This is a genomic window from Bythopirellula sp. (assembly GCF_041737835.1).
GTDB lineage: Bacteria > Planctomycetota > Planctomycetia > Pirellulales > Lacipirellulaceae > Bythopirellula.
Genome location: NZ_JBGSQY010000004.1, coordinates 44532 through 66635, shown reverse-complemented (window position 1 = coordinate 66635; position 22104 = coordinate 44532). Strand labels below are relative to the sequence as shown.

The 22104-nt window shown below is 54.8% G+C and carries 18 protein-coding genes; 4 read left to right on the top strand and 14 right to left on the bottom strand.

Annotation, left to right across the window (positions count from 1 at the left end):
• Positions 1 to 139: 139 nt before the first annotated feature.
• Together AC6T8Q_RS01735 and bglX are read left to right on the top strand one after the other, a co-directional pair.
• Entirely contained in the window at positions 140 to 1570 is a 1431-nt protein-coding gene (locus tag AC6T8Q_RS01735) for a glucoamylase family protein (RefSeq protein WP_500677451.1), read from the top strand.
• Positions 1571 to 1656: 86 nt separating this feature from the next.
• Positions 1657 to 4011 (top strand): beta-glucosidase BglX, encoded by a 2355-nt coding sequence (gene bglX, locus AC6T8Q_RS01730; protein WP_500677450.1) that lies wholly within the window; start codon positions 1657 to 1659, stop codon positions 4009 to 4011.
• A 7-nt stretch (positions 4012 to 4018) separates the two neighbouring features.
• Here bglX and AC6T8Q_RS01725 read toward each other — a convergent pair whose 3' ends face one another.
• Both AC6T8Q_RS01725 and AC6T8Q_RS01720 read right to left on the bottom strand, forming a co-directional pair.
• Complete coding sequence (locus AC6T8Q_RS01725) at positions 4019 to 4933, bottom strand: AEC family transporter (RefSeq protein ID WP_500677449.1); 915 nt, start codon at positions 4931 to 4933, stop codon at positions 4019 to 4021.
• A 57-nt stretch (positions 4934 to 4990) separates the two neighbouring features.
• Positions 4991 to 6355, bottom strand: coding sequence for a GH1 family beta-glucosidase (locus tag AC6T8Q_RS01720; protein ID WP_500677448.1), 1365 nt, complete (start codon positions 6353 to 6355; stop codon positions 4991 to 4993).
• 31 nt (positions 6356 to 6386) lie between these two features.
• Here AC6T8Q_RS01720 and AC6T8Q_RS01715 point away from each other — a divergent pair, with 31 nt between their 5' ends.
• Entirely contained in the window at positions 6387 to 7238 is an 852-nt protein-coding gene (locus AC6T8Q_RS01715) for an endonuclease/exonuclease/phosphatase family protein (RefSeq protein ID WP_500677447.1), read from the top strand.
• Positions 7239 to 7245: 7 nt separating this feature from the next.
• Here AC6T8Q_RS01715 and AC6T8Q_RS01710 read toward each other — a convergent pair whose 3' ends face one another.
• The 9 genes from AC6T8Q_RS01710 to AC6T8Q_RS01670 form a co-directional block, all read right to left on the bottom strand.
• Positions 7246 to 9033 (bottom strand): MFS transporter, encoded by a 1788-nt coding sequence (locus AC6T8Q_RS01710; RefSeq protein ID WP_500677446.1) that lies wholly within the window; start codon positions 9031 to 9033, stop codon positions 7246 to 7248.
• 91 nt (positions 9034 to 9124) lie between these two features.
• A complete protein-coding gene (locus AC6T8Q_RS01705) occupies positions 9125 to 10147 on the bottom strand; it encodes a LacI family DNA-binding transcriptional regulator (protein ID WP_500677445.1) in 1023 nt (340 codons plus the stop codon).
• Positions 10148 to 10305: 158 nt separating this feature from the next.
• Positions 10306 to 11856 (bottom strand): sulfatase family protein, encoded by a 1551-nt coding sequence (locus AC6T8Q_RS01700; RefSeq protein WP_500677444.1) that lies wholly within the window; start codon positions 11854 to 11856, stop codon positions 10306 to 10308.
• A 168-nt stretch (positions 11857 to 12024) separates the two neighbouring features.
• Complete coding sequence (locus AC6T8Q_RS01695) at positions 12025 to 12333, bottom strand: hypothetical protein (protein WP_500677443.1); 309 nt, start codon at positions 12331 to 12333, stop codon at positions 12025 to 12027.
• A gap of 149 nt (positions 12334 to 12482) precedes the next feature.
• Positions 12483 to 12731 carry an antitoxin family protein gene (locus tag AC6T8Q_RS01690; RefSeq protein WP_500677442.1) on the bottom strand — a complete coding sequence of 83 codons (249 nt, stop codon included), beginning with the start codon at positions 12729 to 12731 and terminating at the stop codon, positions 12483 to 12485.
• Positions 12732 to 12794: 63 nt separating this feature from the next.
• Positions 12795 to 14267, bottom strand: coding sequence for a hypothetical protein (locus AC6T8Q_RS01685; protein ID WP_500677441.1), 1473 nt, complete (start codon positions 14265 to 14267; stop codon positions 12795 to 12797).
• A 153-nt stretch (positions 14268 to 14420) separates the two neighbouring features.
• Positions 14421 to 16040, bottom strand: a complete 1620-nt coding sequence (groL, locus tag AC6T8Q_RS01680) for a chaperonin GroEL (RefSeq protein WP_496920719.1) — start codon at positions 16038 to 16040, stop codon at positions 14421 to 14423.
• Between the two features lie 123 nt (positions 16041 to 16163).
• Complete coding sequence (locus AC6T8Q_RS01675; RefSeq protein ID WP_500677440.1) at positions 16164 to 16481, bottom strand: co-chaperone GroES; 318 nt, start codon at positions 16479 to 16481, stop codon at positions 16164 to 16166.
• Between the two features lie 492 nt (positions 16482 to 16973).
• Positions 16974 to 17774, bottom strand: coding sequence for an undecaprenyl-diphosphate phosphatase (locus AC6T8Q_RS01670; protein WP_500677439.1), 801 nt, complete (start codon positions 17772 to 17774; stop codon positions 16974 to 16976).
• A gap of 178 nt (positions 17775 to 17952) precedes the next feature.
• Here AC6T8Q_RS01670 and AC6T8Q_RS01665 point away from each other — a divergent pair, with 178 nt between their 5' ends.
• Positions 17953 to 18558 (top strand): DUF4339 domain-containing protein, encoded by a 606-nt coding sequence (locus tag AC6T8Q_RS01665; protein ID WP_500677438.1) that lies wholly within the window; start codon positions 17953 to 17955, stop codon positions 18556 to 18558.
• Between the two features lie 124 nt (positions 18559 to 18682).
• Here AC6T8Q_RS01665 and AC6T8Q_RS01660 read toward each other — a convergent pair whose 3' ends face one another.
• From AC6T8Q_RS01660 to AC6T8Q_RS01650, 3 genes are all read right to left on the bottom strand, one after another.
• Positions 18683 to 19132, bottom strand: a complete 450-nt coding sequence (locus tag AC6T8Q_RS01660; RefSeq protein WP_496920715.1) for a hypothetical protein — start codon at positions 19130 to 19132, stop codon at positions 18683 to 18685.
• Between the two features lie 536 nt (positions 19133 to 19668).
• Complete coding sequence (locus AC6T8Q_RS01655) at positions 19669 to 20217, bottom strand: nuclear transport factor 2 family protein (RefSeq protein ID WP_500677437.1); 549 nt, start codon at positions 20215 to 20217, stop codon at positions 19669 to 19671.
• Between the two features lie 141 nt (positions 20218 to 20358).
• The gene (locus AC6T8Q_RS01650) at positions 20359 to 21864 is read right to left on the bottom strand and encodes a hypothetical protein (RefSeq protein ID WP_500677436.1); all 1506 of its coding nucleotides are present in this window, start codon (positions 21862 to 21864) and stop codon (positions 20359 to 20361) included.
• Positions 21865 to 22104 lie beyond the last annotated feature (240 nt).

Below are 22104 nucleotides of genomic sequence, written 5' to 3'. Positions count from 1 at the left end.
GAAAGCAGCTGTCTTCTGAAAGCAGCTTCGGAGAAGTGTGAAGAAGGCGAGCTGAAGAGCGAAAACATTGACAGCGCTTTCAACTCATTTTAACCTACGATTTCCCTTTTCGTCCAGACTTTGTCACCGGGATTTCCGCATGTTTTTCAATCGTTTTCAGTGCGTTTTTCTGTGTTTTTGGTGTGGTTGCTTTTCCCTTGCCCCTAACTATGCCGAGACCACCCCGCCGATAACAATCAGCCGCAGCGAAACTCCAGATTACGATTTCTCTGAAAGCGATGAGCAGCTTCTCGAGCAGATTCAGCGGGGTTGCTTCAATTATTTGTGGAACGAAGTGGGTGCGCCGGGACGCTTGGCCAAGGACCGCCGGACGGCGGCGGTCGCCAGTTTGGCGGGGATTGGTTTTCAGTTGTCGTCGCTCCCAATCGGAGTCGAGCGGGGCTGGATTTCGCGCGAAGAAGCGGAAAACCGAGCCCTCACGATCTTGCGGACACTTCGCGATGCCCCTGAGAACCGTCGCAATGGCGTTTTCTTGCATTTCGTGAATGCCGACAACGGGACGATCTATCGTCCCTGGGATAATGAGATTAGCACGGTCGATCACGCCCTGTTTTTGGCGGGGGCCTTGCCCGCGGCGAGCTACTTCAAGGGCGAAGTGGCTGAGATCATCGATCAATTCGCCAAAGAAACGAATTGGAAAGACTATCAGCGCACCGACAGTGGTTTGCTGACGTTTGCCTGGAAGCCCCACGACCGTTCACGGTTGGGGGGCGAAGGGGAATACATGCCGCTGGAGTGGCATTTGGCCACCGATGAAGAGCGGATCATCTATTTCATGGCCGTCGGGGCACCCACCGAGGAATTTGCGATTCCGCCCACCAGCTATTACAAGCTGGAGCGCAACGTGGGGCAGCTCAAAGATATGCCCCCGTTCGTGATGTCGTGGAACGGCTTGCTTTTCACCTATTTCTTTAGCCACTGCTATATCGATTACCGTGACATGCCGGCGGACAATCCCGAGCAATTCGGCGGCAAGGGGCCACGGGTCGATTGGTTCGAGAATTCCCGGCGCGGGACGCTCGCGCATCGCCAAGCTTGCATCGATTTGGCGAAAGAATATCGCACGTTCGCGGAAGATCGCTGGGGGCTGAGCCCCTGCATGGGGCAAGCGGGGCCGCGGCCTGGTTGGGATTACATCGTGCAAGAATTGAAACCCAACATTCGCAATCATGACGATCTGAAGATGGGCACCGTGGCTCCTTATGCCGCTGGCTGTTCGATCATGTTCACGCCCCAGGAAACGATGGCTGCCCTGCGCGCCTTTCGCGATTTGAAGCGCGAAGATGGTCGGCCTTTGGTGTGGCGCGACCCTGCGCAGGGGGGGTATGCCTTTGCTGATAGTTTCAATCTCGACCAGCAAGTGGCCTGCGACGACAACGTGGCCATTGATGTGGGGCCGATGATTCTGGCGATTGAGAATGCACGCACGGGCCTCATTTGGAAATTATTCATGGAGCACGAATACGCCAAACGTGCCTGCGAAAAGCTGAAACTGTTTCCCGAGAAGTGACCCTATCGGTTGCCAGCCAGCGGGACTATTCTGCAAAATAGAACTTCCTTAGGCGGCAACCTTCTTCTTCGTGATTTGGAACAGCAATGACTTTGGCTAAGCAGACTTCGTTTCGTTCGCGTGTTGGTTTCTTTTCTCTAGCGGCTGCTTTGCTGTGCTGGGGCATGCTTGTATCCGTTCCCTCGCTGTTGGCCGCGGACACGGTTGCCGTGGACAAGATTTGGCTTGATGAAAAGCTCGATCTCGACGAGCGATTGGAAGAGCTGCTCTCGCAAATGACGCTCGAAGAAAAGGTCGGGCAGCTGCGACAGACCAACGGCATCGGCGGTGCAGCGACGGGCGATGCCAAGAACGTCGTGGCTGGCAGCGAACTCTATCAATTGATTCGCAACGGCCAACTTGGTTCGATTCTCAACGAAATCAACATCGAAACAGTCAACGAATTTCAGCGCGTGGCGGTGGAAGACAGCCGCTTGGGAATTCCGCTGATCATTGGCCGCGACGTGATTCATGGTTATCGCACGATTTTTCCTATTCCGTTGGGTCAGGCGGCAAGCTGGAACCCCGAGTTGGTGGAAGAAGGTTGTGCGGTCGCCGCCAAGGAAGCCCGCTCGGTGGGAATTCATTGGACGTTTGCCCCGATGGTCGACATCTCGCGCGATCCGCGTTGGGGACGCATTGCTGAAAGCTTCGGCGAAGATCCTTTGCTTGCCAGTGCTTTGTCAGCGGCTTCGGTGCGTGGCTATCAAGGCGATGATCTAGCAAGCAACGACCGGATCGCCGCCTGTGTGAAACATTTCGTCGGCTACGGGGCTGCTGAGGGGGGTCGCGATTACAACACGACCGTGATTTCACCCTCGCTGTTGCGAAACGTCTATCTCCCCCCCTTCCGCGCGGCAGTCGATGCCGGTGTGGCCACTTTGATGAGCGCGTTCAATGATCTGAACGGTGTTCCAATGACGGGGCACACGTATTTACTGCGGGACGTATTACGCGGCGAATGGGGCTTTCGTGGTTTTGTGGTGAGCGACTGGGAATCGGTGCGTGAAATGATCCCCCACGGTTTTGCCGCCGACGAACGCGAAGCCGCCATTCAAGCGGCACTCGCCGGTGTGAATATGGAAATGACGAGCCTCACGTTTCACAATCATTTGGTGGAACTTGTCAAAACGAATGTGGTCCCCGAAAGCGTCGTCGACGACCTCGTGAAAGAGATTCTGCGCGTGAAGTTCCAGCTTGGTTTGTTTGAAGATCCTTATGTCGATGCGAAGAAGCCTTCGGTGCTGCTCGATAAATCGCATTTGGAATCGTCCCGCGCAATCGCACGGCAATCGGTGGTGATGCTCAAGAATGGCGACGGCACACTTCCGATCAAGGCAGAGAAGGTCAAGAAGATCGCGGTGATCGGACCACTCGCCGACATGAAGCGCGAGCAACTGGGGACCTGGATTCCCGATGGTCGCGAAGAGGATAGCATCACACCGCTGGCTGGAATTCGTGAAGCGGCGGGCAAAGAGATCGAAGTCAAATTTGTCCCCGGTTTGAAGGACGATTTGGATGACAGCACGCAAGATTTTGACGACGCCGTGAAGGCGGCCGAGCAAGCCGACATGGTGATTATGGTCGTCGGCGAACGGGCCAATCTTTCGGGCGAAGCTCGCAGTCGCGCTCTGCTCGATCTGCCCGGTGCGCAAGGCGAGCTTGTGGAAGCGATCGCCAAGGTCGGCAAGCCCACGGTCATGATCGTCGAAGCAGGCCGCTCGTTGACGATTGGCAAGGAAGTGGAGCAAGTCGACGCGGTGCTATTTTCCTTCCACGCAGGAACGATGGCGGGGCCCGCGCTGGCTGATCTACTGTGGGGCAAAGAATCTCCTTCGGGCAAGCTGCCGATCACGTTCCCCAAATCCGTGGGGCAGATTCCGCTTTACTACAACCATGTGAACACGGGCCGTCCGACGCGCGAATACGATTTTGCGAAGGACAAATTCTACGATGAAAAGCTGGATTTGGACCAAGGTTACAATTCCAACTATCTCGACGTTGGCGCGTATCCCTTGTTCCCTTTCGGCTATGGTTTGTCTTACGCCAACTTCGAGTACGGCAAGGTCGAACTCTCCACAGAAAAGCTCAAGGCGGGGCAGGTGCTCGCCGTGCGGGTGCCGATTAAGAACACCAGCGATATTGCTGGAGACGAAGTCGTGCAGGTCTACATCCGCGATCTCGTGGGCAGCATTGCCCGGCCTGTGCGCGAGCTGAAGGCCTTTCGGCGCGTGCATCTTGAACCGGGGGAGAGCGACGTGCTGGAATTTGCGATTCCCGCGGATGATCTGAAGTTCTACAACAACGACGAAGAGCAAATCCTCGAGCCCGGCAAATTTGAGCTGTACGTGGGTGGCAGTTCCATCGCGCCGCTGGCCGGAACGTTCGAGGTTGTTGAGTAAGGCCTGCTTACATCAACAGCGCCAGCACGGCTGAGAGCGTCAACATCGAAAGCAGGGTTTCGATCGAGATGATGCTGGCCATAAGTTTGGCATCGCCGCCGTATTGGCTGGCGAGAATGTAAGAGCTCGTTGCCGTGGGGAGTGCGTTGAACAGAATCGCGATGGCCCCTTCGACGCCGTTTACGCCGAACAGTCGTAACAGCCCCCACGTCAGCAGCGGCAACACCACGAGCTTGATCGCCGACGTCACCACGACGATCGCGCCGGTTTGCTTGATGGCCTCAAAGTGGAGTGCGGCCCCCACTGCCAACAAGCCCAACGGTAAAGCCGCCTCGGCCAGAATCTCGGCCATGGGTCCCAACAACGGCGGCATGCCGATGCCTGTCACATTCAAAGCTAAACCGACAAACGACCCCACGATCAGCGGATTTTTGAAGCAGGCGTCGAGCATGCCGCGCACACCCTGACCCGCCGCGTTGCCGAACCAACCAAGCATCAGCACGCAGGCCACATTCACGAGCGGGACAATGATCGCAATCGCCAGTGCCGCGGCGGCAAGCCCTGCTTCGCCATAGAACGTGGCGGCAATCGACAGCCCGATGTAGGTGTTCATCCGCACGCTCCCCTGATAGACGCTCGTGAAGAGCGGCCCATCGGGAAAGAACACCTTCCGCACCGCGAGCAAACCGGCGGTGACGATGGCAATCGCCAGTATGATCGCCCCGGCCACGCCTCGAATGGCGAAATCGTGAAATTCCGCTTCGGCCAGCGTCACACCGAGCAAGCAAGGAAACAGCACGTAATAGGTGAGTCGCTCGAGCGCAACCCAGCCGTAGTCCTCCAACAGCGCGCTGCGTTTAAACACCCAGCCCAGCAGAATGAGCAGGAAGATCGGTAGGACAGAGGTGAGAACTTCGGCCATGGAGGAATATATGTAATCGCTAATAAACGCTGATGGGCGCTAATGAATGTAAATAAGTTAGAGCGATGCGCCGTTGGTTTTGATGAGTTCGCGATACCAATAGGCCGAATCTTTGATCGTGCGCTGTTGGGTTGTGAAATCGACGTGGACCAGGCCGAACCGTTTGCTAAAGCCCTCGCCCCATTCAAAATTATCGAGCAGCGACCACAGGAAATAGCCACGCAAATCGACGCCGTCGTTGATCGCTCGTTGAACTTGGTGGATATACCGCCGGAGATAATCGATGCGCTGGGGATCGTGAACGTGGCCGTCGAGATCGACCCAGTCGATGTTCGCCATGCCGTTCTCGGTGATGTAGAGCGGCACGCCATAACGCTCGGCGTGAAACTTGGGGCACCAATAAAGTGTTTCAGGAATGATCGGCCAATCAAAGGCGGAACGCATCGCCCAAGCCGGGAATGGCAGAGGGCGGTAACCGTTGGCTTCGTCGGCTTCGACAATCGTGCCGGTGTAGATATTCAAACCAAGGAAATCAACCGGCTGAGCAATCGTCTGCATTTCTTCGGCCGTGTAACGTGGCATCGCGGCACCAAAGGCACGCTCCGCTTCCTCGGGATAGCGGCCGAAAAACACGGGGTCGTTGTACAAAGTATTTGTCCACAGAATGTCCGGCACTTCCGTCATCGCCAGATTCGCAGCGGCGATATCGGCCGCGCTCGATGATGCCGGCACAGCGGCGACTCCCACGGGAGCCCAGCCAATCTTGGCAGGCTGCTTCGCATGGGCGCGAATCGTTTGCACGGCTCGGCCATGTGCAAGCATCGTGTGATGACTGGCCAGCAAACGATCAGCCAGCGACAACACCAAACCCGGGGCATTGGTCGCATCGCCGTGGCCAAAGCGGATAAAGCATTGGGGTTCGTTGATCGTGAACCAATTCTTCACGCGGTCGGACAATCGCTCGACGACGATCCGCACGTAATCGGCAAACCACTCGGAACTGGCCGGATTGAGCCATCCCCCTTTTTCATACAGCCGCAGCGGATAATCCCAATGAAAGAGAGTCGGCCAAGGTTCGATTCCCTTGGCGAGCAATTCGTCGACGAGCGAGTCATAAAAATCGAGTCCCGCAGCATTCACTTGGCCCACGCCCTGGGGCATCACGCGGGGCCAGGAAATCGAAAACCGATAAGCGGGGATTTGCAACTCGGCGAGCAAACCGACATCTTCCCGAAAGCGATGGTAATGATCGCAAGTCACCGCACCCGTATCGCCACCGCGGACCTTATTGGGTATCGTGCAGAAGTTGTCCCACACACTCGGGCCTTTGCCATCGTCTTGGGCGGCTCCTTCAATTTGAAAGGCCGAGGTGGCGGCACCCCAGGTAAAGTTCTCGGGAAACTTGGGCAACGGATCGGACATCGTGAACTTTTCTTTTAAGGCGGAAATGACTGTGAAACAGATTTTGTTCGTGGCGGTGCTCTTTGCACAAGCGCTGTTGGCGCAATTCTGCGTGGCCGATGGCGAGGCGATTCGGGCGATGACCTTCAATATTCGCTTCAGCACGGCTCCTGATGGGGAAAATTCCTGGCCAAATCGCCGCGACCTGTTGCTCGACGTTCTTCGCGAGGCGAACCCGCAAATCCTGGGCATGCAGGAAGCGTTACGCGACCAGCTCGATTTGATTTTGGAAAAGTTCCCCCACTATTCAGCCGTGGGCGTGGGCCGCGAGCAAGACGGCGCGGGGGAGTATTCGCCGTTGGTTTACGACCGTACCCGCTTCGATGTGCTTGAGTCCGAGACATTCTGGCTTTCCGACACACCCGCGGTTCGTGCCTCGAAGTCTTGGGGGAACGAGATCACGCGAATTTGCACGTGGGCTCGCTTGCTAGATCGCACCAGCAACCAAGTCATTCGCGTTTACAACACCCATTGGGATCACGTTTCACAACCCTCGCGACTATGCAGTGGCAAGTTGATCGCCCGCAAGATTCGTGCAGGCAACCCTGCGGAACCAGTGATCCTGATGGGCGACTTTAATGTTGCCACGGACAATCCGGCACGCAGGCCATTTGAGCACATCGGTTTGCGCGATAGCTTCGCCGAGTTGCATCCTCAGGAAGCCAACGAAACAACCTTTCACGGCTTCCAAGGGAAAACCGATGGCGGCAAGATCGACGCGATTCTGGTGAGCCAGCAATGGCAAGTCATCGACGCCGCGATCATCAAGACCGAACGTGAGGGACGATTTCCTTCCGATCATTTCCCCGTGACGGCTACGTTGCGATTGAACGACTTGCAGTGATCTCAACCTAGGCCGTCGACGTTTCGGCGGCATGACGCCGTTCCAGTTCGAGCTTGATTTCATAGCAGCGCTCCTCCGTGAGCGGATATCGCCAAGCAAAGTAGGCCGATGCGATGCTTAACAACAGCGGCAGGCCAATTTCCACGTAACGTAGCCGAAACAGCGTTTCCGGGTCCTGGGTTTTGAGAGTAGCTGCGGATTCTGAAAGTTGTTTTAGCTCCGCTTTCAATTTTTCGCGATTGTCGAGCAAAGCGGTGTCTGCCGCGAGTTGGGAGACGCGCTTGTTGATGTCCTCCATCCGCGTAATCAGCGTCTTGGTGTGATCCGTGGGATGCGTCCCGCTATTTTTTCGATCAAAGTAGCCGAACGTTTCTTCGGACTTAGTGACCAGCTTACGAATTTCACCTTCAATAGCTGCTTGCTGAACAGGCGTTGCCAGACTCTCGCCTTCCCAGGTTTCGGTCGCCTTTCCCACCGCGGCCAGGTGACTCAGCAAGGATTCCACCTGCACGTTTTGCTTTTCATCGAAGCTCGTGTAGAGCAACAAGGCTCCCGTTACAAAGCTCGCAAACGCGGTTCCCATTTTGATAAACCACCAAAACACCGAGTAGTAGGTTCCCTCGCGCCGACTGCCGGTGTGTAGTTCGTCCTGATCGCAAACGTCGCCAACCATTGATGAACCAAGCGTAAAAAACATCAACATGCCTGCCGAAAGCAGCATGGTGGGGATCAGCACCAGATAGGGATGCGCAGGATCGTAGCACACAATCTTGGAAATCTGTGCCGTACACATGATGGCAATTGCCATCAGCAACGTCGATCTTTTGCCGATCCGCTTGCTGATCCAGTTCAGCGGGAAGACCGCGAGAAGACCCGTGACGGCCCATGTGGTGCCAGCGATGCCCAGCAGTTTGCTCGCCGCCGTGGTGTCGCCGCCATACAGATAAAAGATCGTAATATAGTTGTTAAAGTTGCCGACAAAATTGAACCCCATCGCAAGCGTAAAAACACACGTCACGAGCAACAGAAAGGGTTTATTCACAACCGCGGTGCCCATGTCCGCCCAAAAGGCAGTGCGAGGCTTATCTTTGGAGCCTTCGAAACCCGGTTCTTTGAGCGTCAGAAACCACCAATAGCTCATGGGGATCAGAACGGCCGCGATCGCAATCGAGACGTAGCGCATGCCGTCGATGAGATCTCCCGAGGGGCCCCGGAAGAATTCCATCGTCGCGAAAAAGATGAGCCAAGGTGTTCCAAGCGCAAACGTGTTTCCTAAGAAACTCTTGGCACTGAAGAGCCTCGTGCGCTCGTGGTAGTCCTTCGACATTTCCATGCCCAGCGCGCCGTGCGGGATTTCAAACACGTTGCACGCGGTGAAGAACACCAGCAGGCCCACGAGAATGTAAACCAATTGAAACCAATTGTACGCCGCTTCGCTCGGGAAGATCTCGCGAATCCATTCCCCCCGCGGCACCCACCACATGGCGACAAAACTCAACTCGACCGCGATCCCTCCGACCAGAATAAAAGGCCGACGTCGTCCCCAGGGGGTCTGCACGTTGTCGGAAAAGTGACCGATGATTGGATCGGAGACCGCATCCCACAGGCGGGGAATGATCAAGATCGTCCCTAACAAAAACGCGCTCAAACCCAACGAGATATTACCCAGCAAACCTATGAGTTGCCCCGCGATGTTAAAGAGGGCAATCGGAATCAAACCGCCCAAGCCGTAGGCGATCAGTTGATGCCAAGGCACACGGTCCGCCGGGTTAGGGACTGTCTCGGGGTTTGCCATGTGATTCCTAAGGAAACGACGGTCGAGTTAAAGAAAAGATTTAGAGAAAAGACAACAAGACAAGAATCGAGCCATCGGCTCGAACAACACACTACAGCGATTCCGCCGTGGCCGAGCCGCACGATTCGCGCACAACCAGGTCCGATTGCAGCGTCATCTTCGTGGGTGGGCGCTGCGGATCTTTGAGCCGTTGGCACAAAACTTCGACGGCCAACGCCCCCATGCTCGACATCGGCACATGGACCGTCGTCAGTCGCGGCCGGGTCATTTGAGCGATTCGCGTGTCGTCGAAACCGACGACGCGGAGTTGATCGGGAACGGAAATCCCCTTCTCAATCGCGGCGTCGATAATACCGGCGGCCATTTCATCGTTCGCGGCAAACACAAACGCGCTCGTGTCGGCCCAGTCTTCGACTAGCTTGCTGGCCAGTTGGAAGGCTTTTTCGTAGCTGAAGTCCAGATGATAAACATCGTCGTCATTAACCGGCAGCGAGGCCCGCTGCATGACGTCTTTGTAGGCTTCCAAACGATCGATCGTGTCGATGTTGGTTTTCAAGCCGCCGACGAACACAATTCGCTTGGCCCCGCAATCGTTGATCAGATGTTTGACCATCGCCTCGGCGCCGTGGCGTTGATCGATCACAACGCTGTCGTGCTTCACGCCTTCCACTTGGCCATCGAGCACGACAAAGGGGATCATCACCTGCCCCAAGGTCTTTTTGGTTTTGGAATCGATATCCGAAACCATCACGACGATGCCGTCGACCAAACCGTGATTGGAAACCGCCGAGAGCACCGTGTTGCCGTCGTGATTGCCACCGGCGGACGACACCATCAGTTGGTAGCCGAGTTCGTGGGCTTTGAGATTCGCCCCCCGAATGATTTCGGAATAAAACTCGCCGTGCAGGTCGGGCAGCACCAAGCCGAGGATATTGCTTTGCTGGAGCATCAATCCCCGGGCAAAAACATTAGGCCGGTAGTTAAGCTCTTGAATGGCCAATTCGACGCGCTTGCGCGTCTTGTCGTTGACGATATTGCGGCGATTCAGCACGCGCGAAACGGTGCTGATCGAAACATTCGCCCGTTGAGCAACATCTTCGATGGAAACTGGCACAAGACACTCCTTCGACAAACCCTGGCAGGCACCCAAAAAAGCGGCATCGAATATGACAGCGCTTTCACTGCATAATATCTTGGATTTCCAGACTCTGTCAACGATTCGCGCGGTAAAGATTGGCGATTCTTTCAGTTGCGCAGAAGCGCACGTGGCGCTCAAGTGGGATCATTGCTCTTCACGTCCAGCTCCGTACGCAGTCGATGGAGTTCGTCGTTCATCGCCTTTTGCACCGTCGCGTAATCGGGATCGCCGTAGACGGAGTGCAATTCTTGCGGATCTTTTTCCAGGTCGAATAACTCCCATTCATCGATCCTGTAGTAATGAATGAGTTTGTGCCGACCATCGGTCACGCCGTAGTGTTCACACACGGCATGCCAACCGTCGATGCCTTCGTAGTAATGATAGTAGAACGTCTTCCGCCAATCCTCGGGCGTCTTCCCCGCGAGCATTGGTCGAAAACTTTTCCCCTGCATGTCCTTGGGGATCTCCACACTCGCGGCATCAAGAAACGTTTCCGCAAAGTCGACATTCGACACGATCTCGTTATTCACTGAACCAGCCTTGGTAACCCCCGGCCAGCGAATGAATAACGGTGTGCGCAGCGATTCTTCGTACATGAAACGTTTATCAAACCAACCATGCTCGCCCAGGTACATGCCTTGGTCCGAGCAATACACCACGATCGTGTTATCCGCGAGTCCGCTTTCCTCCAAATAATCAAGCAGCGCGCCGACGCTTTCATCGACCGACGCCACGCAAGCGAGATAATCCTGCATGTAGCGCTGATACTTCCACCGCGTGAGTGCCTCGCCCTTTGGATCGTCTTGATAGAACGCTTCGTTCTTTTTGAGGTAAGCGTCCTTCCAGGCTTTGTTTTGCTTGACCGTCATCCGGTTGTAAAAGAAGTTGCGGTCCTGCGTGTCTTTTTTGGAATTGAATCGCGGCATGTCCCACGCTTTCAGATCGGGACCCGTGGTGACCATGTCTTTACTGATCCGCATGTCGGCCCGCGCGGCTGCGGAGGCCCGATTCTTGTAGTCATCGAACAATGTTTCCGGTTCTGGGAATTCCTTGTCGGCGAAATCTTTGAGATGCCCCTGCGCGGGAGCCCAAGGTCGATGCGGCGCTTTGTGGTGCATCATCAGTAAGAAAGGCTTCTGCGGATCGCGGCCCTGCTTGAGCCAGGCGAGCGACTGGTCGGTCACCAATTCCGTCGCGTAGCCAACATATTCGACTGGCCCCAGCGGGGTGATCATCCGCGGCTGGTAGTATTGGCCCTGCCCTTGAAAGATCTGCCAATGATCGAAGCCGGTCGGGTTGCGCTCGGTTCCCAGATGCCACTTGCCGATGAGCGCGGTTTGATAGCCGGCCTTTTGCAAGAGCTTGGGGAAAGTTTGTTGGTCGACGTTGAACTGTTTTTCGTTGGCGTAATAGCCATTTTTGTGGCTGTATTTGCCCGTGAGAATGCACGCGCGGCTCGGCCCACAGATCGAGTTGGTCACATAGCAACGATCAAAGCGCAGGCCGTCTTTCGCGATGCGATCAATGTTCGGCGTTTCGTTAAGCTTCGAGCCGTAGGCCGAAATCGCTTGATAAGCGTGATCGTCGGACATGATGAACACGATATTCGGGCGATCGTCGGCAACGCAGATGTTGGACGCGAATAGTTTCAGCCCAAGTAGAACGATCAAGGCAATGCGCAGCATGGTGTTTTTTCGTGAAGGGTCTTAAAGAAAAGCTCCCCCCGCTCACGCGGGAGGCTCGTCAGGAAGACAGGATACCACATCGCGCGGTCAAATTCGCTGGTTAAATGTGTGATGTTAAGTTGTCAGAGAAACCACGAATTATTCGAATAGCACGAATAAATCGCGAGATTAAGCCGAGGCAATCAATTCCGCGGGCGTGATGATTTTGATGCCTTCCGGCTCGTACCGTTCGAAGTCGCGGCTGTTGAGCGTAAGAATGCTTTCAATCTGCCAGGCAAGCATCATCGCGACGAGCCGCGCATCGTGGACTTGTTTGCCTATGACGGAGTATGTGGCGATCAGGCGTTTGAGTTCATCGTAAGCAGTCTTGTGATCAATGACGACACGACAAATGGGGTCGATATCCTGCTGAATAAAATCAATGGCTTCGGCCGGAGAAAGTCCTAATCCGTTAGCTGCGACAGGACGAGTAAACACGTTACAGAATTCCGCTACGTTCTGAGTAGCTATCACCAGTTCATCTTGGCGGTTGATAAGCAGCCGAACGGCGCTGGAAACTGTCTAATGCTGCACGTCCTGTGGATTAGCGAGTCGAAGTAAAATCCCGGTATCTAACAGATAAGACATTAATCGTGATCGCTATAGATGTCTTCTCTAGAAAAGTCGACCGGCAAGGACGGCGCCGAGAGTTTATTTCTCTTCATAATCGCATCAAACTCTTCGACGGTAATCTTCGGCGCCTTCGGCCGCAGGGCGATGATCTCTTCGCGAGAAAGTTGCGCGGGAACGCTCACCTCGACCCGGGTATTCTCGGGGAGGCTAATCGGATGAACGGGATGAAAAGCCCCGTCGCGATAGGTGGCTTCGATGGTCATGATTTAATTCCACTTTGTAGTTCCGAACCGTGCCACAGAAGGGGCGTACGACGGCATTGCATATCATTCTTGTAGTCGCTCCGCTTCCTTTCCGGCTGCAAGCGAAATAAAGCCATCGCGCTGTCGGTTGTGGTAGTTATTCCAAAAAGTCGAAGTAAGAAGCTCATCATCTGTCTGAAGTCTGACAACGGAATCGGTCAGTTTTTCAATAAGTTTCAAATATCCCGGTCTTTTTGCATGATGCTCGATCTTGTATTCCATGGTATTTTCGAATATCCGCTTCAATAGTTCAGCTACTTGATCTACTTGATCCGTCACAATTGCGCCAACAGCGACTCCAGTTCTAAAATCAATCAATCGGGACAGAGGGTGGACATCACGATAGAAGTTTGTTTTCTTTCCATGATCGCAGAAGAAAATTACAGGTTTACCCAGGCTCAGCGCCATAGCTGCTTCTGCATCCTTTCCATAGCTCTCCTTTTCACCTTCGCAGTAGACAAGAACCTTTGCGCACTTCACCATCAAGCATTCTATTAGTCCTTTGTCTTCGTGACCGCGCGCAGCACTTAAAGTCGGATCAAAATATCTAAGATGAAGATGCTCTACCTTTTTGTCCCCGAAGATCGTTTCGCAAGCTGTTGCCATATCGCGGAAGTTCTTGCGAGTTCGCATGCTGGTCGCAACATAGACATCAAGGTCGTTAACCATCGACAGGTACAGATCGGTATTTTCAGAGGCCTTTTTCCGTGCCTCGTAGAATTTTTCAAGCAGACCATCAAACTTTCCAGCGAGATCAGCATTAGTTTCTAATTCGTCTTCCAAAACATCGTCAAATGCGAGCGTGTATTGCATATGCTGTTCGGGATTAGTTTTTTCAATTATGGCGTTGTTCAGTAGTTCTTTAAACGTAATTTCTTTACCTCCGGCTTCGTAGTGCTTTGTCAACGCATTTTGCAACAGCTCGCGTGCTACTTCAGAATCTTCCGGGACGTCTCCGAAAGTCTTGCATGCCATTTCAGATATTAAATAGCGATCATCTTTTGTAATTTGTCTGAGAGGTAAGGCTGGGCCACGGGCAGAGATTGCATCTGAGTCGAATCTTTTTTGTTCAAAAAAACGCGATAGATTATCGTAAGACATTGATCTCAAAGAATTAAAGCCCGCTGTCACGTTGCCAAAATATAATAAACCATCTATGGCAACTCGATATAAACCCCATTTAAGATGGTTGTGGGCCACTATTTGCTGGCTGTCGGAAGTCGTCCATTTGCTGTTATAGAACTCGACCTTCGTAACATCATATGGATGCTTCGGGATTTTTTTCCAATAGTATTGAAAATAGCCGTCCGATATACTCCCGCACTTTGAAATCACAAGAAGTTGATTGAGTTGAACCTTTGTGATTGGATCACTGTTAAGCTTTGACAGGCATTCGTAGACCTCGTCGTGCATCTCTTCGGTGACTAACCTGCCGATACCAGCCTTTTTACCAAAGCTGAGTTTCTCATAATTTTTGACTAGTTCTTCGCGAGTCATCTGCTTTTTCCTTTTCTAGCGAGAGTCACGGTAAAAAAACCCCGATGGAGATCGCTCTCCACCGGGGTCGTTAAGTTGTCAAAATAGCTGCGAGTTTTGAGATTCGAGTTGCGAGTCATTTCTCACAACTCGCCACCCTTAACTCGCGACTCATCAATACATGTCGTCCATGCCGGGGGCTGCGGCGGCTTTCTTGTCCTTCTTGGGGGCCTCGGCGATCAACGCGTCCGAAGTTAACAACAAGGTTGCCACGCTCGCGGCGTTTTGCAGTGCCGTGCGAGTCACCTTCGTTGGGTCGATCACGCCCGCTTTGACCATGTCTTCGTAGACGTCGGTCGCGGCGTTGTACCCGTTGTTGCCCTTGGCTTCGCCGACCTTTTCGCACACGATGCCGCCGTCTTGGCCAGCGTTCGCAGCGATTGCGGTCAGAGGGGCGCGGCAAGCACGCACGACGATCTTGTAGCCGACTTCCTGATCGTGGCTGAGGCCATCAGGCTTGGCAGCCTTGCTCGCCCGCAACAGGGCGACGCCACCACCGGGGAGAATGCCTTCTTCGACGGCCGCACGTGTGGCATGCAGGGCGTCTTCGACGCGGGCTTTCTTTTCCTTCATTTCGCTTTCGGTCGCGGCACCGACGTTGACCTTGGCCACGCCGCCGGCGAGCTTCGCCAAACGCTCTTCCAACTTTTCCTTGTCGTAGTCGCTGGAGGTGTTTTCAATCTCGCGGCGAATCTGCTCGATGCGACCCTTGATGGCATCGCTCTTGCCGGCGCCTTCGATGATCGTGGTGTTGTCCTTCTCGACGATCACCTTCTTTGCGCGGCCGAGTTCCTTGAGTCCGACGCTTTCGAGCTTGATGCCGAGATCTTCGAAGATCGCTTGACCACCGGTGAGGGTCGCGATGTCTTCGAGTTGAGCCTTACGACGATCGCCAAAGCCGGGGGCCTTCACGGCACAGACTTGGAACGTGCCACGCAGGCGATTGATCACGAGCGTTGCCAAAGCTTCGCCTTCGATGTCTTCAGCGACGATCAACAACGGCTTGCCGCTGTTAACGACGGCTTCCAAGCAAGGAACCAAATCCTTGATGTTGCTGATCTTCTTTTCGTGAACCAGGACGTAGCAATCTTCGAGCACACATTCCATGCTGGTGCTGTCGGTCACGAAGTAAGGCGACAGATAGCCGCGGTCGAACTGCATACCTTCGACCCATTCGACTTCAGTGGCCAGGCTCTTGCCTTCGTCGACGGTGATCACGCCGTCTTTGCCGACCTTTTCCATGGCCTTGGCGAGCATGTCGCCAATTTCGCGGTCGCCGTTCGAGGCCACCGTACCGACTTGGGCCATCTCTTCGGAGGTCTTAATCTTCACGGCCATCTTCTTGAGTTCGGCGGTGATGTCTTCGACGGCCTTCTCGATGCCCTGCTTCATTTGCACGGGATTCACGCCCGCAACGACGGCCTTGAGACCTTCGTTGAAGATCGCTTCGGCAAGGACGGTGGCGGTGGTAGTGCCGTCGCCAGCGACGTCGCTCGTGCGGCTGGCAACTTCTTTGACCATTTGAGCACCCATGTTTTCATAGGTGTCTTCAAGTTCGATTTCCTTGGCGACCGAGACGCCGTCTTTGGTGACGGTCGGCGAGCCAAAGGATTTTTGCAGGATGACGTTGCGGCCCTTGGGACCGAGCGTGATTTTGACCGCGCGGGCCAGTTTGCCGACGCCGCGACGCATGGCATCGCGAGCTTCTTGATCGAAAGCGATCATTTTGGCCATTGATTAATTTCCTTAGTTACGAGTTATGAGTTGCGTGTTATGTGTTGAAGAGGTCGGAGGCCAGTGGTGAGAGGTCAGAAAAAACACTGACCTCTGGCCTCCGACCCCCTGATCTCTATTGGATTATTCAATCACCGCGAGGATGTCGCTCTCGCTCATGAGCAGATATTCTTCGTCGTCGATGCTGATTGCTTCGGGGGCGTAGCTGGTGAAGAGGACACGGTCGCCCTTTTTGACTTGCATCGCGCCGCGGGTGCCGTCGTCGAGCAACTTGCCGTTGCCAATGGCGATGATCGTGCCGCGAGATGGCTTATCCTTGGCCGAGTCAGGCAGAAAGATACCGCCGGCGGTCTTGTCGAGGGATTCTTCACGCTCGACGACGACTTTGTCGCCCAGGGGTTGCAGCGTGACCTTGCTCTTCTTCTTGGTGGCGGTTGCCATGTGTGTTGTCCTCCGAATTGTAAAAGATCTGAATACGGTGTGTCGGCGTTGCGACACGGCCTAGCCGCGATTCAACGAATCGCAGGGCCCTGTTTTCTGTTTTGAAGCACGGGGAAACATGTTATTAGGGCGCAGAACGTCCCCGCTGGCAATGGGCCTAAAGCAAGGTTCGCGCCAATTGTTAGACAATTCGCAAGTTGCGGCGTGGTAACGGATTAAGAAAAACGAGCGAATTGGCCGTTTCTGCCATTTCCGCTGTCCAAGTGAAGAAAGCCGGAAGATCGCTGCCATTTTGGCAGAGGGTCTCCTTGCCGGATCGCAACGCGATCCAAGGAAGTGTGCGGAGAACAGGAGGGGGCGTTGCCCTGAATGGTCATCCCGAGAGAGGCTCGCCGACCGAGGGATCTGGTGTGTAGCACATTCACGCATGTTAAGCGTGTGATGATAGAAGCCAGATTCCTCGGGTCGCAGAACTCCCCTCGGAATGACACGTTACTTCGTCATCTGCCAGATAATCACCGCGATCCCCAGCGGCACGAGATAATACACGAAGACCATCAATTTGCCGCTCTTCACAAATCGCATTAATACGGCGATCGCCGCGAGGCCCACGATCATCGACACGACGAAGCCCACCGCGAGATTGGGGATCGGCGTAGTCGTTGAGCCTTGCTTGTAGAGATCGAGCATCTTCAATAGCCCTGCCCCGGCAATCACGGGGACGGCCATTAAGAATGAAAATGTCGCGGCGGCTCCGCGTTCGAGTCCCGCGCCGAGCCCGCCGGAGATCGTCATGCCGCTGCGCGAGACGCCGGGGAGGATTGCGATCGATTGCAAGATACCGATGAGCGTGGCTTTGCCGGGCGGAAGCTCGGTGTAGTGCATGTTGCCAGTCGTGCTGCGCGACCCCCACCACAAGGCGGCCGCTGAAATCAAAAAACCAAAGCCGGCAAGCAGCGGGCTTTCTAAAAGGGGTTTGCTAATGCTGTCGGGGAGGCCCTTTTCGATACCGAGGCCAATGATCACCGCGGGGATCGTGGCGAAAATGATCGGCACGATCGCGCGGCGATCTTGGAACAGCAGCCGCACAAGTTCCTTGCGATAGTAGACGAGGACCGAGGCCAACGTCCCCAAATGCAACACGAGTGTCACTTCCAACAGATCAGGCGCCGGTTTGCCACCGAACGATTCCATGAGCGCGTTAACCACGGCGAGGTGACCGTCGCTGCTGATCGGCAGGAACTCAGTGATTCCCTGCACAATGGCCATGATGATGACGGCGAGTAAGGACATAGATGGGCAGAGGTGAGGGGCCAGAGGTCGGAGCTCAGGAAACAAATGACCAATAAAAGTCGATTGGTCATTCAGGGCTTGGTCATTGGTCATTTTATCGGAGTTCGCACTATAGCGGGGAATTTCACGCGCGTCTGTGGCGCTTCTCCCCAATTGTCACGCTGGTTAAACTGAAGTTATGGGTATTCGTTTTTATTGTCCGAACGGCCACAAACTCAACGTGAAAGCGTTCCTCGCGGGGAAGCGCGGGATCTGCCCCGACTGCGATGCCAAATTCTTGGTGCCGATGGAAAGTGGCGGCACGGTCGCAGCCATAGATGATGCGGTGCCCACGATCATGCCGTTGGAAGAAGATCTTGAGCTAGACCTCGAACCGGCCTCTCCCGTGGGGTTGACCACGGAACTTTGGCACGTGCGGACTAGCAGTGGCGAGCAGAAGGGTCCCGCTACGATGTCGCTGGTGAAGACATGTATTGCGGACGGCACGATTGGCCGCGATACGTGGGTGTGGAAGACGGGTTGGCTCGATTGGCAACGCGCGAGCGATGTGTTTCCCGAATTGGGGGCGGTGCTAGAGGCCGTGCCCATCGTGCGGCCCAAGTCGTTCGTGGAAGAGTCGGTCAGCATCAAGACGGAACCAAAGTTGCCCAACGATCCGCAAGTGACGAGCATGTATCGTCGTCGGCAGCGGCAGAAGAAGGATCAAATCAAAACGCTGACCCTGTTTCTGGGGGGCATGATTATCTTGTTGCTTATCGTGATGCTGGTGGTGTTGCTGCGTTGATATTTCGCCCGTCGCTTTGCCACGGAATATGGCGCTAAGCCGCGAGCGGCGCGCAATAAAAAAGCCGGAACTCGACGAGCGAGATCCGGCTTTTCGTTTAACACTTCAAACAATTCAAACCAACTCAGGTGGTTGAATCGCTGCTAGGAGCTTCGGGAGCGGCTTCGGGAGCAGCACCTTCCATAGCAGGAGCGGCTTCGCCACAACCGCAAGGAGCGGCAGCAGCTTCACATCCGCAAGGAGCAGCGGCAGCTTCGCAACCACAGGTCTGCGCGCAGCAGCCGTGACGACGAGCCTTACGAGCTTCGCGACGGGTTGGGCAGCTGCACAGCGAGGCTTCGCAACCGCAAGGAGCGGCAGCAGCTTCGCAACCGCAAGGAGCGGGAGCAGGAGCTTCACAAGCACAAGGGGCTGGTTCGCAGCAAGGAGCTGGTTCACAGCAAACTGGCTCGCAGCAAGTTTCCTTGCAGCACTTGTTCTTACGATTACGGAACAAACCAGCTTCGGCATCCGTAACGGCGAAGCTTGTCACAACCATGACCAAGGCGGTCAAAGCAACCAATACATTTTTCATAAAAATTCCTCCTCTTGGGAAATCTGGGGCATCGCGGGGGATCACATGTCCCTCCTGCAACGCGACTATTCTCTGTGTCACCGTCAAAATTGTTTTGTCCCCAGGGCCACGACGGTTGGTAGCGGCGGGGAAGACGAAAGTTTTTGCTCAGCAAGCAACTACGGGCCAATTGGTCTCAGCACTCGCAATCGCTCGACTGCTCTAGTTAGCTAGTCACAACTTGCGCGAAATCAGAATCCCTGCGGATTGAGCTGACCTTGCTCGTTGGTGAACATAGGTCGACAAAATAACATGGTCATTTTGAGTGTCAATGGCCGCTGGTTGTTAAAAGACCTGCATTGCACCGGGCTTTTTCACCATTGCGCTACGAAACGCCGTAGGAAATACGATTGATTCGCAATTGAGCCTGTAAACACCGGCAAAAATTACTTTTCAGTCATACGCCCCGATAATGTGAGAAAGGGCAAAATGAGAAGAATAGCGAGACACGATGTCGCGATTTTTCTATGAAAAAGTTTTTGCTACTCACCGCACAGTTAGCGGGGGACCGTACGAAACGGGTCTTGCGGAGGCTGAGTCGCTTGGAGTGGTGTCTCGCCTGGGGTTTGCTGCGCTGACCTGTTCTTTTGCAGACGCAAGATCTCGGTCGGATCTTCAAAGTCGAGCACAATCGGTTCTTGATCGGGACCAATCTCGGCGGCCATGCCGCAGATCCGCCACTCGTTGTCGATCATCTTCAGCGCCCACGTCATATTATCTTCAAACGGTTTGCCATCGGGATCAACGTCGCGCCACACGGTCTCGGCCACGGCGCGATCAGGCTTCACGATTTCAATGGCGCCAATTTCAAACTTGGCCGTGGGACTTCCCGGCGGAGCGATTTCCATGTCGTAGGCCGTGGTTTGTTCCAAGGCCTTGGGGGTGAGCAGTCGATTGGTTGTTTCGGCATCAGCGGTACGCACGCCGTCGAGGAATTGCTGCACGACTTGAGCGATCGCTTCTTCACCCGTCGACGCTGGCGATCCACAGCCGGCTGAAATTGCCAACATGCCAATCGCGAACAGTAGGGAAATTTGTTGACGCATCGCGGCACCTCTTCGCTCGGGGAACAGTAACTCCATTCAAGGGGGCGGAGTGTGTCAAAAGGGCCGATGACGGTCAAGGTTAGCCGGTCGTGTCCCACGACCGAGAATTCACGGCATGAAAAGGCGCTAAGCCGCGAGCGGTTAAATGGGCGACGCGACCGATAAACCGCGGTCGACCGCTTCTTTATCGCGGCGATAGAGTGCTAGCTGCGCTTCAAACGTCGCGGGGCTGATCTGCCAGGAAGGATCGCTATCGACAAAGCTTTGACAGTGGGCCACGAGCAACCGGTACAAGAATTTGAACAAATGCCGAGGAACGCGCAGCATCGCGAAGGCATCGATCAACCGTTGGCTGCTGATGCTGGGGTCGAACATCTCTTGCAATATCGGCGAGGCCCCTTCCTTGGCACAGGCCGCCACGCGGGCATTGGCCAAATCGTAGAGCGAGGCTCCCGTCCATTCGAGCGACGGAATCATGTTTTGCTTATCAAGCCGAGCGCGCTGAAAGAAATCGTGCCCCTCGTTTTGCACATACTGCGATAGCTCAATCGGCAGCAGCAGTTTGAGTCCCAAACCAGGTTGCTTGAGGAACTTGTTGTCGAGCATCGACCAGACCAGCCCCTTCATATTTTCAAGCGAGCCATTGATCAGATGCGGTTCGTCGACGCGGTCGACCAGCACGACAATCCCCGAGAATCCCAGGGCCTTGAGCACTCCCTGGAACTTGTAGAGCAGTTCGTAGCGGTCATCCGTGCGGCGCTTGCTGGGAAGCGGCTGGCCATTGATGTCGCGGCCGGAGAACTGCATCAACACACGGCGGAGTGGATTAATGTTGCGGGTCACGGTGCGCAAGTTGCGCGATATGCTGAATGATTGCATCCACCACCGCCAAACTTGGGCCAAGAGCGGTGCCCAACCCAACGCAATGATTAACCAGGGCCAAACCGTTTTGAACCAATCGAAGCGCTGTTGATAGTACGCCGTGCCGATGACGCCAATAGTCGTGAGGAGGCCGATCAGCTTGATGCCCCAATTCTGCCAAGGGATGTAACGCAGTTTGCGGCGCAAGCGAAACCAACGCGCATCAAATGATTCGGTAAGTGAATTGTCGTAACACGCGGCAAGCAACAGCAAGTCCCGGCGTTGAAAACGATCGAGCCGCCGGACGGAATCGTCGGGCAGTGTGTTCCCCGCCGGGCCGCTGGGTTGCGACACACCGAGTAAACGGTCGACCACGCTGGTCACCCCGAGCGAGAGAATCGCATCGACATGGTCCCAAAGTTTCCATTCGTCGAGCACCTTGGTTGGCTTGCGGCGGGTCCGCGCGCTCAACCGTTCGGCAAAGCGATCCAAAAACGGATTGAAGTCGTCGTATTCAATCACGAACGAGCTATTGTTTTCGTGCTGGCGGTTGAACTCTTCGATCTGGGCCACGACCTGCATCCGCATCGCCGTTTTGCCCGCTCCCTTTTCGCCAAACACGATCGACGTGCCGGGGTTCGCGGGATCGCCGTACACCTTGTCCCAATTGGGATGAAACGTGCTCGTGCGGCAACGGCCTTGAAAAACAGGATCGGTTTGCGCGTCTTCATCCGCGAACGGATTGTTCGCCATGCCGTGGTGATCGAAGAATTCGTGAAGGTTCATAGCCGTAACTTGAGGGTGCGGTTTGTTGTCCCTCAAGTATAGTTTGCTCACCGTGCAAATGTGACCCACGAGCTTAACTCGAAATTGTCGTGGAATTCCTACTAGCCGCAGGCGGAAGCCAGCGGTGATCGTGGCTTAACCGTCGGCTGCCGCCTGCGGCTAACACGGATTTGCAAAGGATGACAATTCTCACGACCCAGCATAAACTGACAAATGAGAAGGGGTTCGGCTGGCAGCCTG

Excerpts from the sequence above, each read along its gene's own strand:
- AC6T8Q_RS01735 (WP_500677451.1), top strand. The coding sequence starts at position 140 with ATGTTTTTCAATCGTTTTCAGTGCGTTTTTCTGTGTTTTTGGTGTGGT.
- bglX (WP_500677450.1), top strand. The coding sequence starts at position 1,657 with ATGACTTTGGCTAAGCAGACTTCGTTTCGTTCGCGTGTTGGTTTCTTT.
- AC6T8Q_RS01725 (WP_500677449.1), bottom strand. The coding sequence starts at position 4,933 with ATGGCCGAAGTTCTCACCTCTGTCCTACCGATCTTCCTGCTCATTCTG.
- AC6T8Q_RS01720 (WP_500677448.1), bottom strand. The coding sequence starts at position 6,355 with ATGTCCGATCCGTTGCCCAAGTTTCCCGAGAACTTTACCTGGGGTGCC.
- AC6T8Q_RS01710 (WP_500677446.1), bottom strand. The coding sequence starts at position 9,033 with ATGGCAAACCCCGAGACAGTCCCTAACCCGGCGGACCGTGTGCCTTGG.
- AC6T8Q_RS01700 (WP_500677444.1), bottom strand. The coding sequence starts at position 11,856 with ATGCTGCGCATTGCCTTGATCGTTCTACTTGGGCTGAAACTATTCGCG.
- AC6T8Q_RS01690 (WP_500677442.1), bottom strand. The coding sequence starts at position 12,731 with ATGACCATCGAAGCCACCTATCGCGACGGGGCTTTTCATCCCGTTCAT.
- AC6T8Q_RS01685 (WP_500677441.1), bottom strand. The coding sequence starts at position 14,267 with ATGACTCGCGAAGAACTAGTCAAAAATTATGAGAAACTCAGCTTTGGT.
- groL (WP_496920719.1), bottom strand. The coding sequence starts at position 16,040 with ATGGCCAAAATGATCGCTTTCGATCAAGAAGCTCGCGATGCCATGCGT.
- AC6T8Q_RS01675 (WP_500677440.1), bottom strand. The coding sequence starts at position 16,481 with ATGGCAACCGCCACCAAGAAGAAGAGCAAGGTCACGCTGCAACCCCTG.
- AC6T8Q_RS01670 (WP_500677439.1), bottom strand. The coding sequence starts at position 17,774 with ATGTCCTTACTCGCCGTCATCATCATGGCCATTGTGCAGGGAATCACT.
- AC6T8Q_RS01665 (WP_500677438.1), top strand. The coding sequence starts at position 17,953 with ATGGGTATTCGTTTTTATTGTCCGAACGGCCACAAACTCAACGTGAAA.
- AC6T8Q_RS01660 (WP_496920715.1), bottom strand. The coding sequence starts at position 19,132 with ATGAAAAATGTATTGGTTGCTTTGACCGCCTTGGTCATGGTTGTGACA.
- AC6T8Q_RS01655 (WP_500677437.1), bottom strand. The coding sequence starts at position 20,217 with ATGCGTCAACAAATTTCCCTACTGTTCGCGATTGGCATGTTGGCAATT.
- AC6T8Q_RS01650 (WP_500677436.1), bottom strand. The coding sequence starts at position 21,864 with ATGAACCTTCACGAATTCTTCGATCACCACGGCATGGCGAACAATCCG.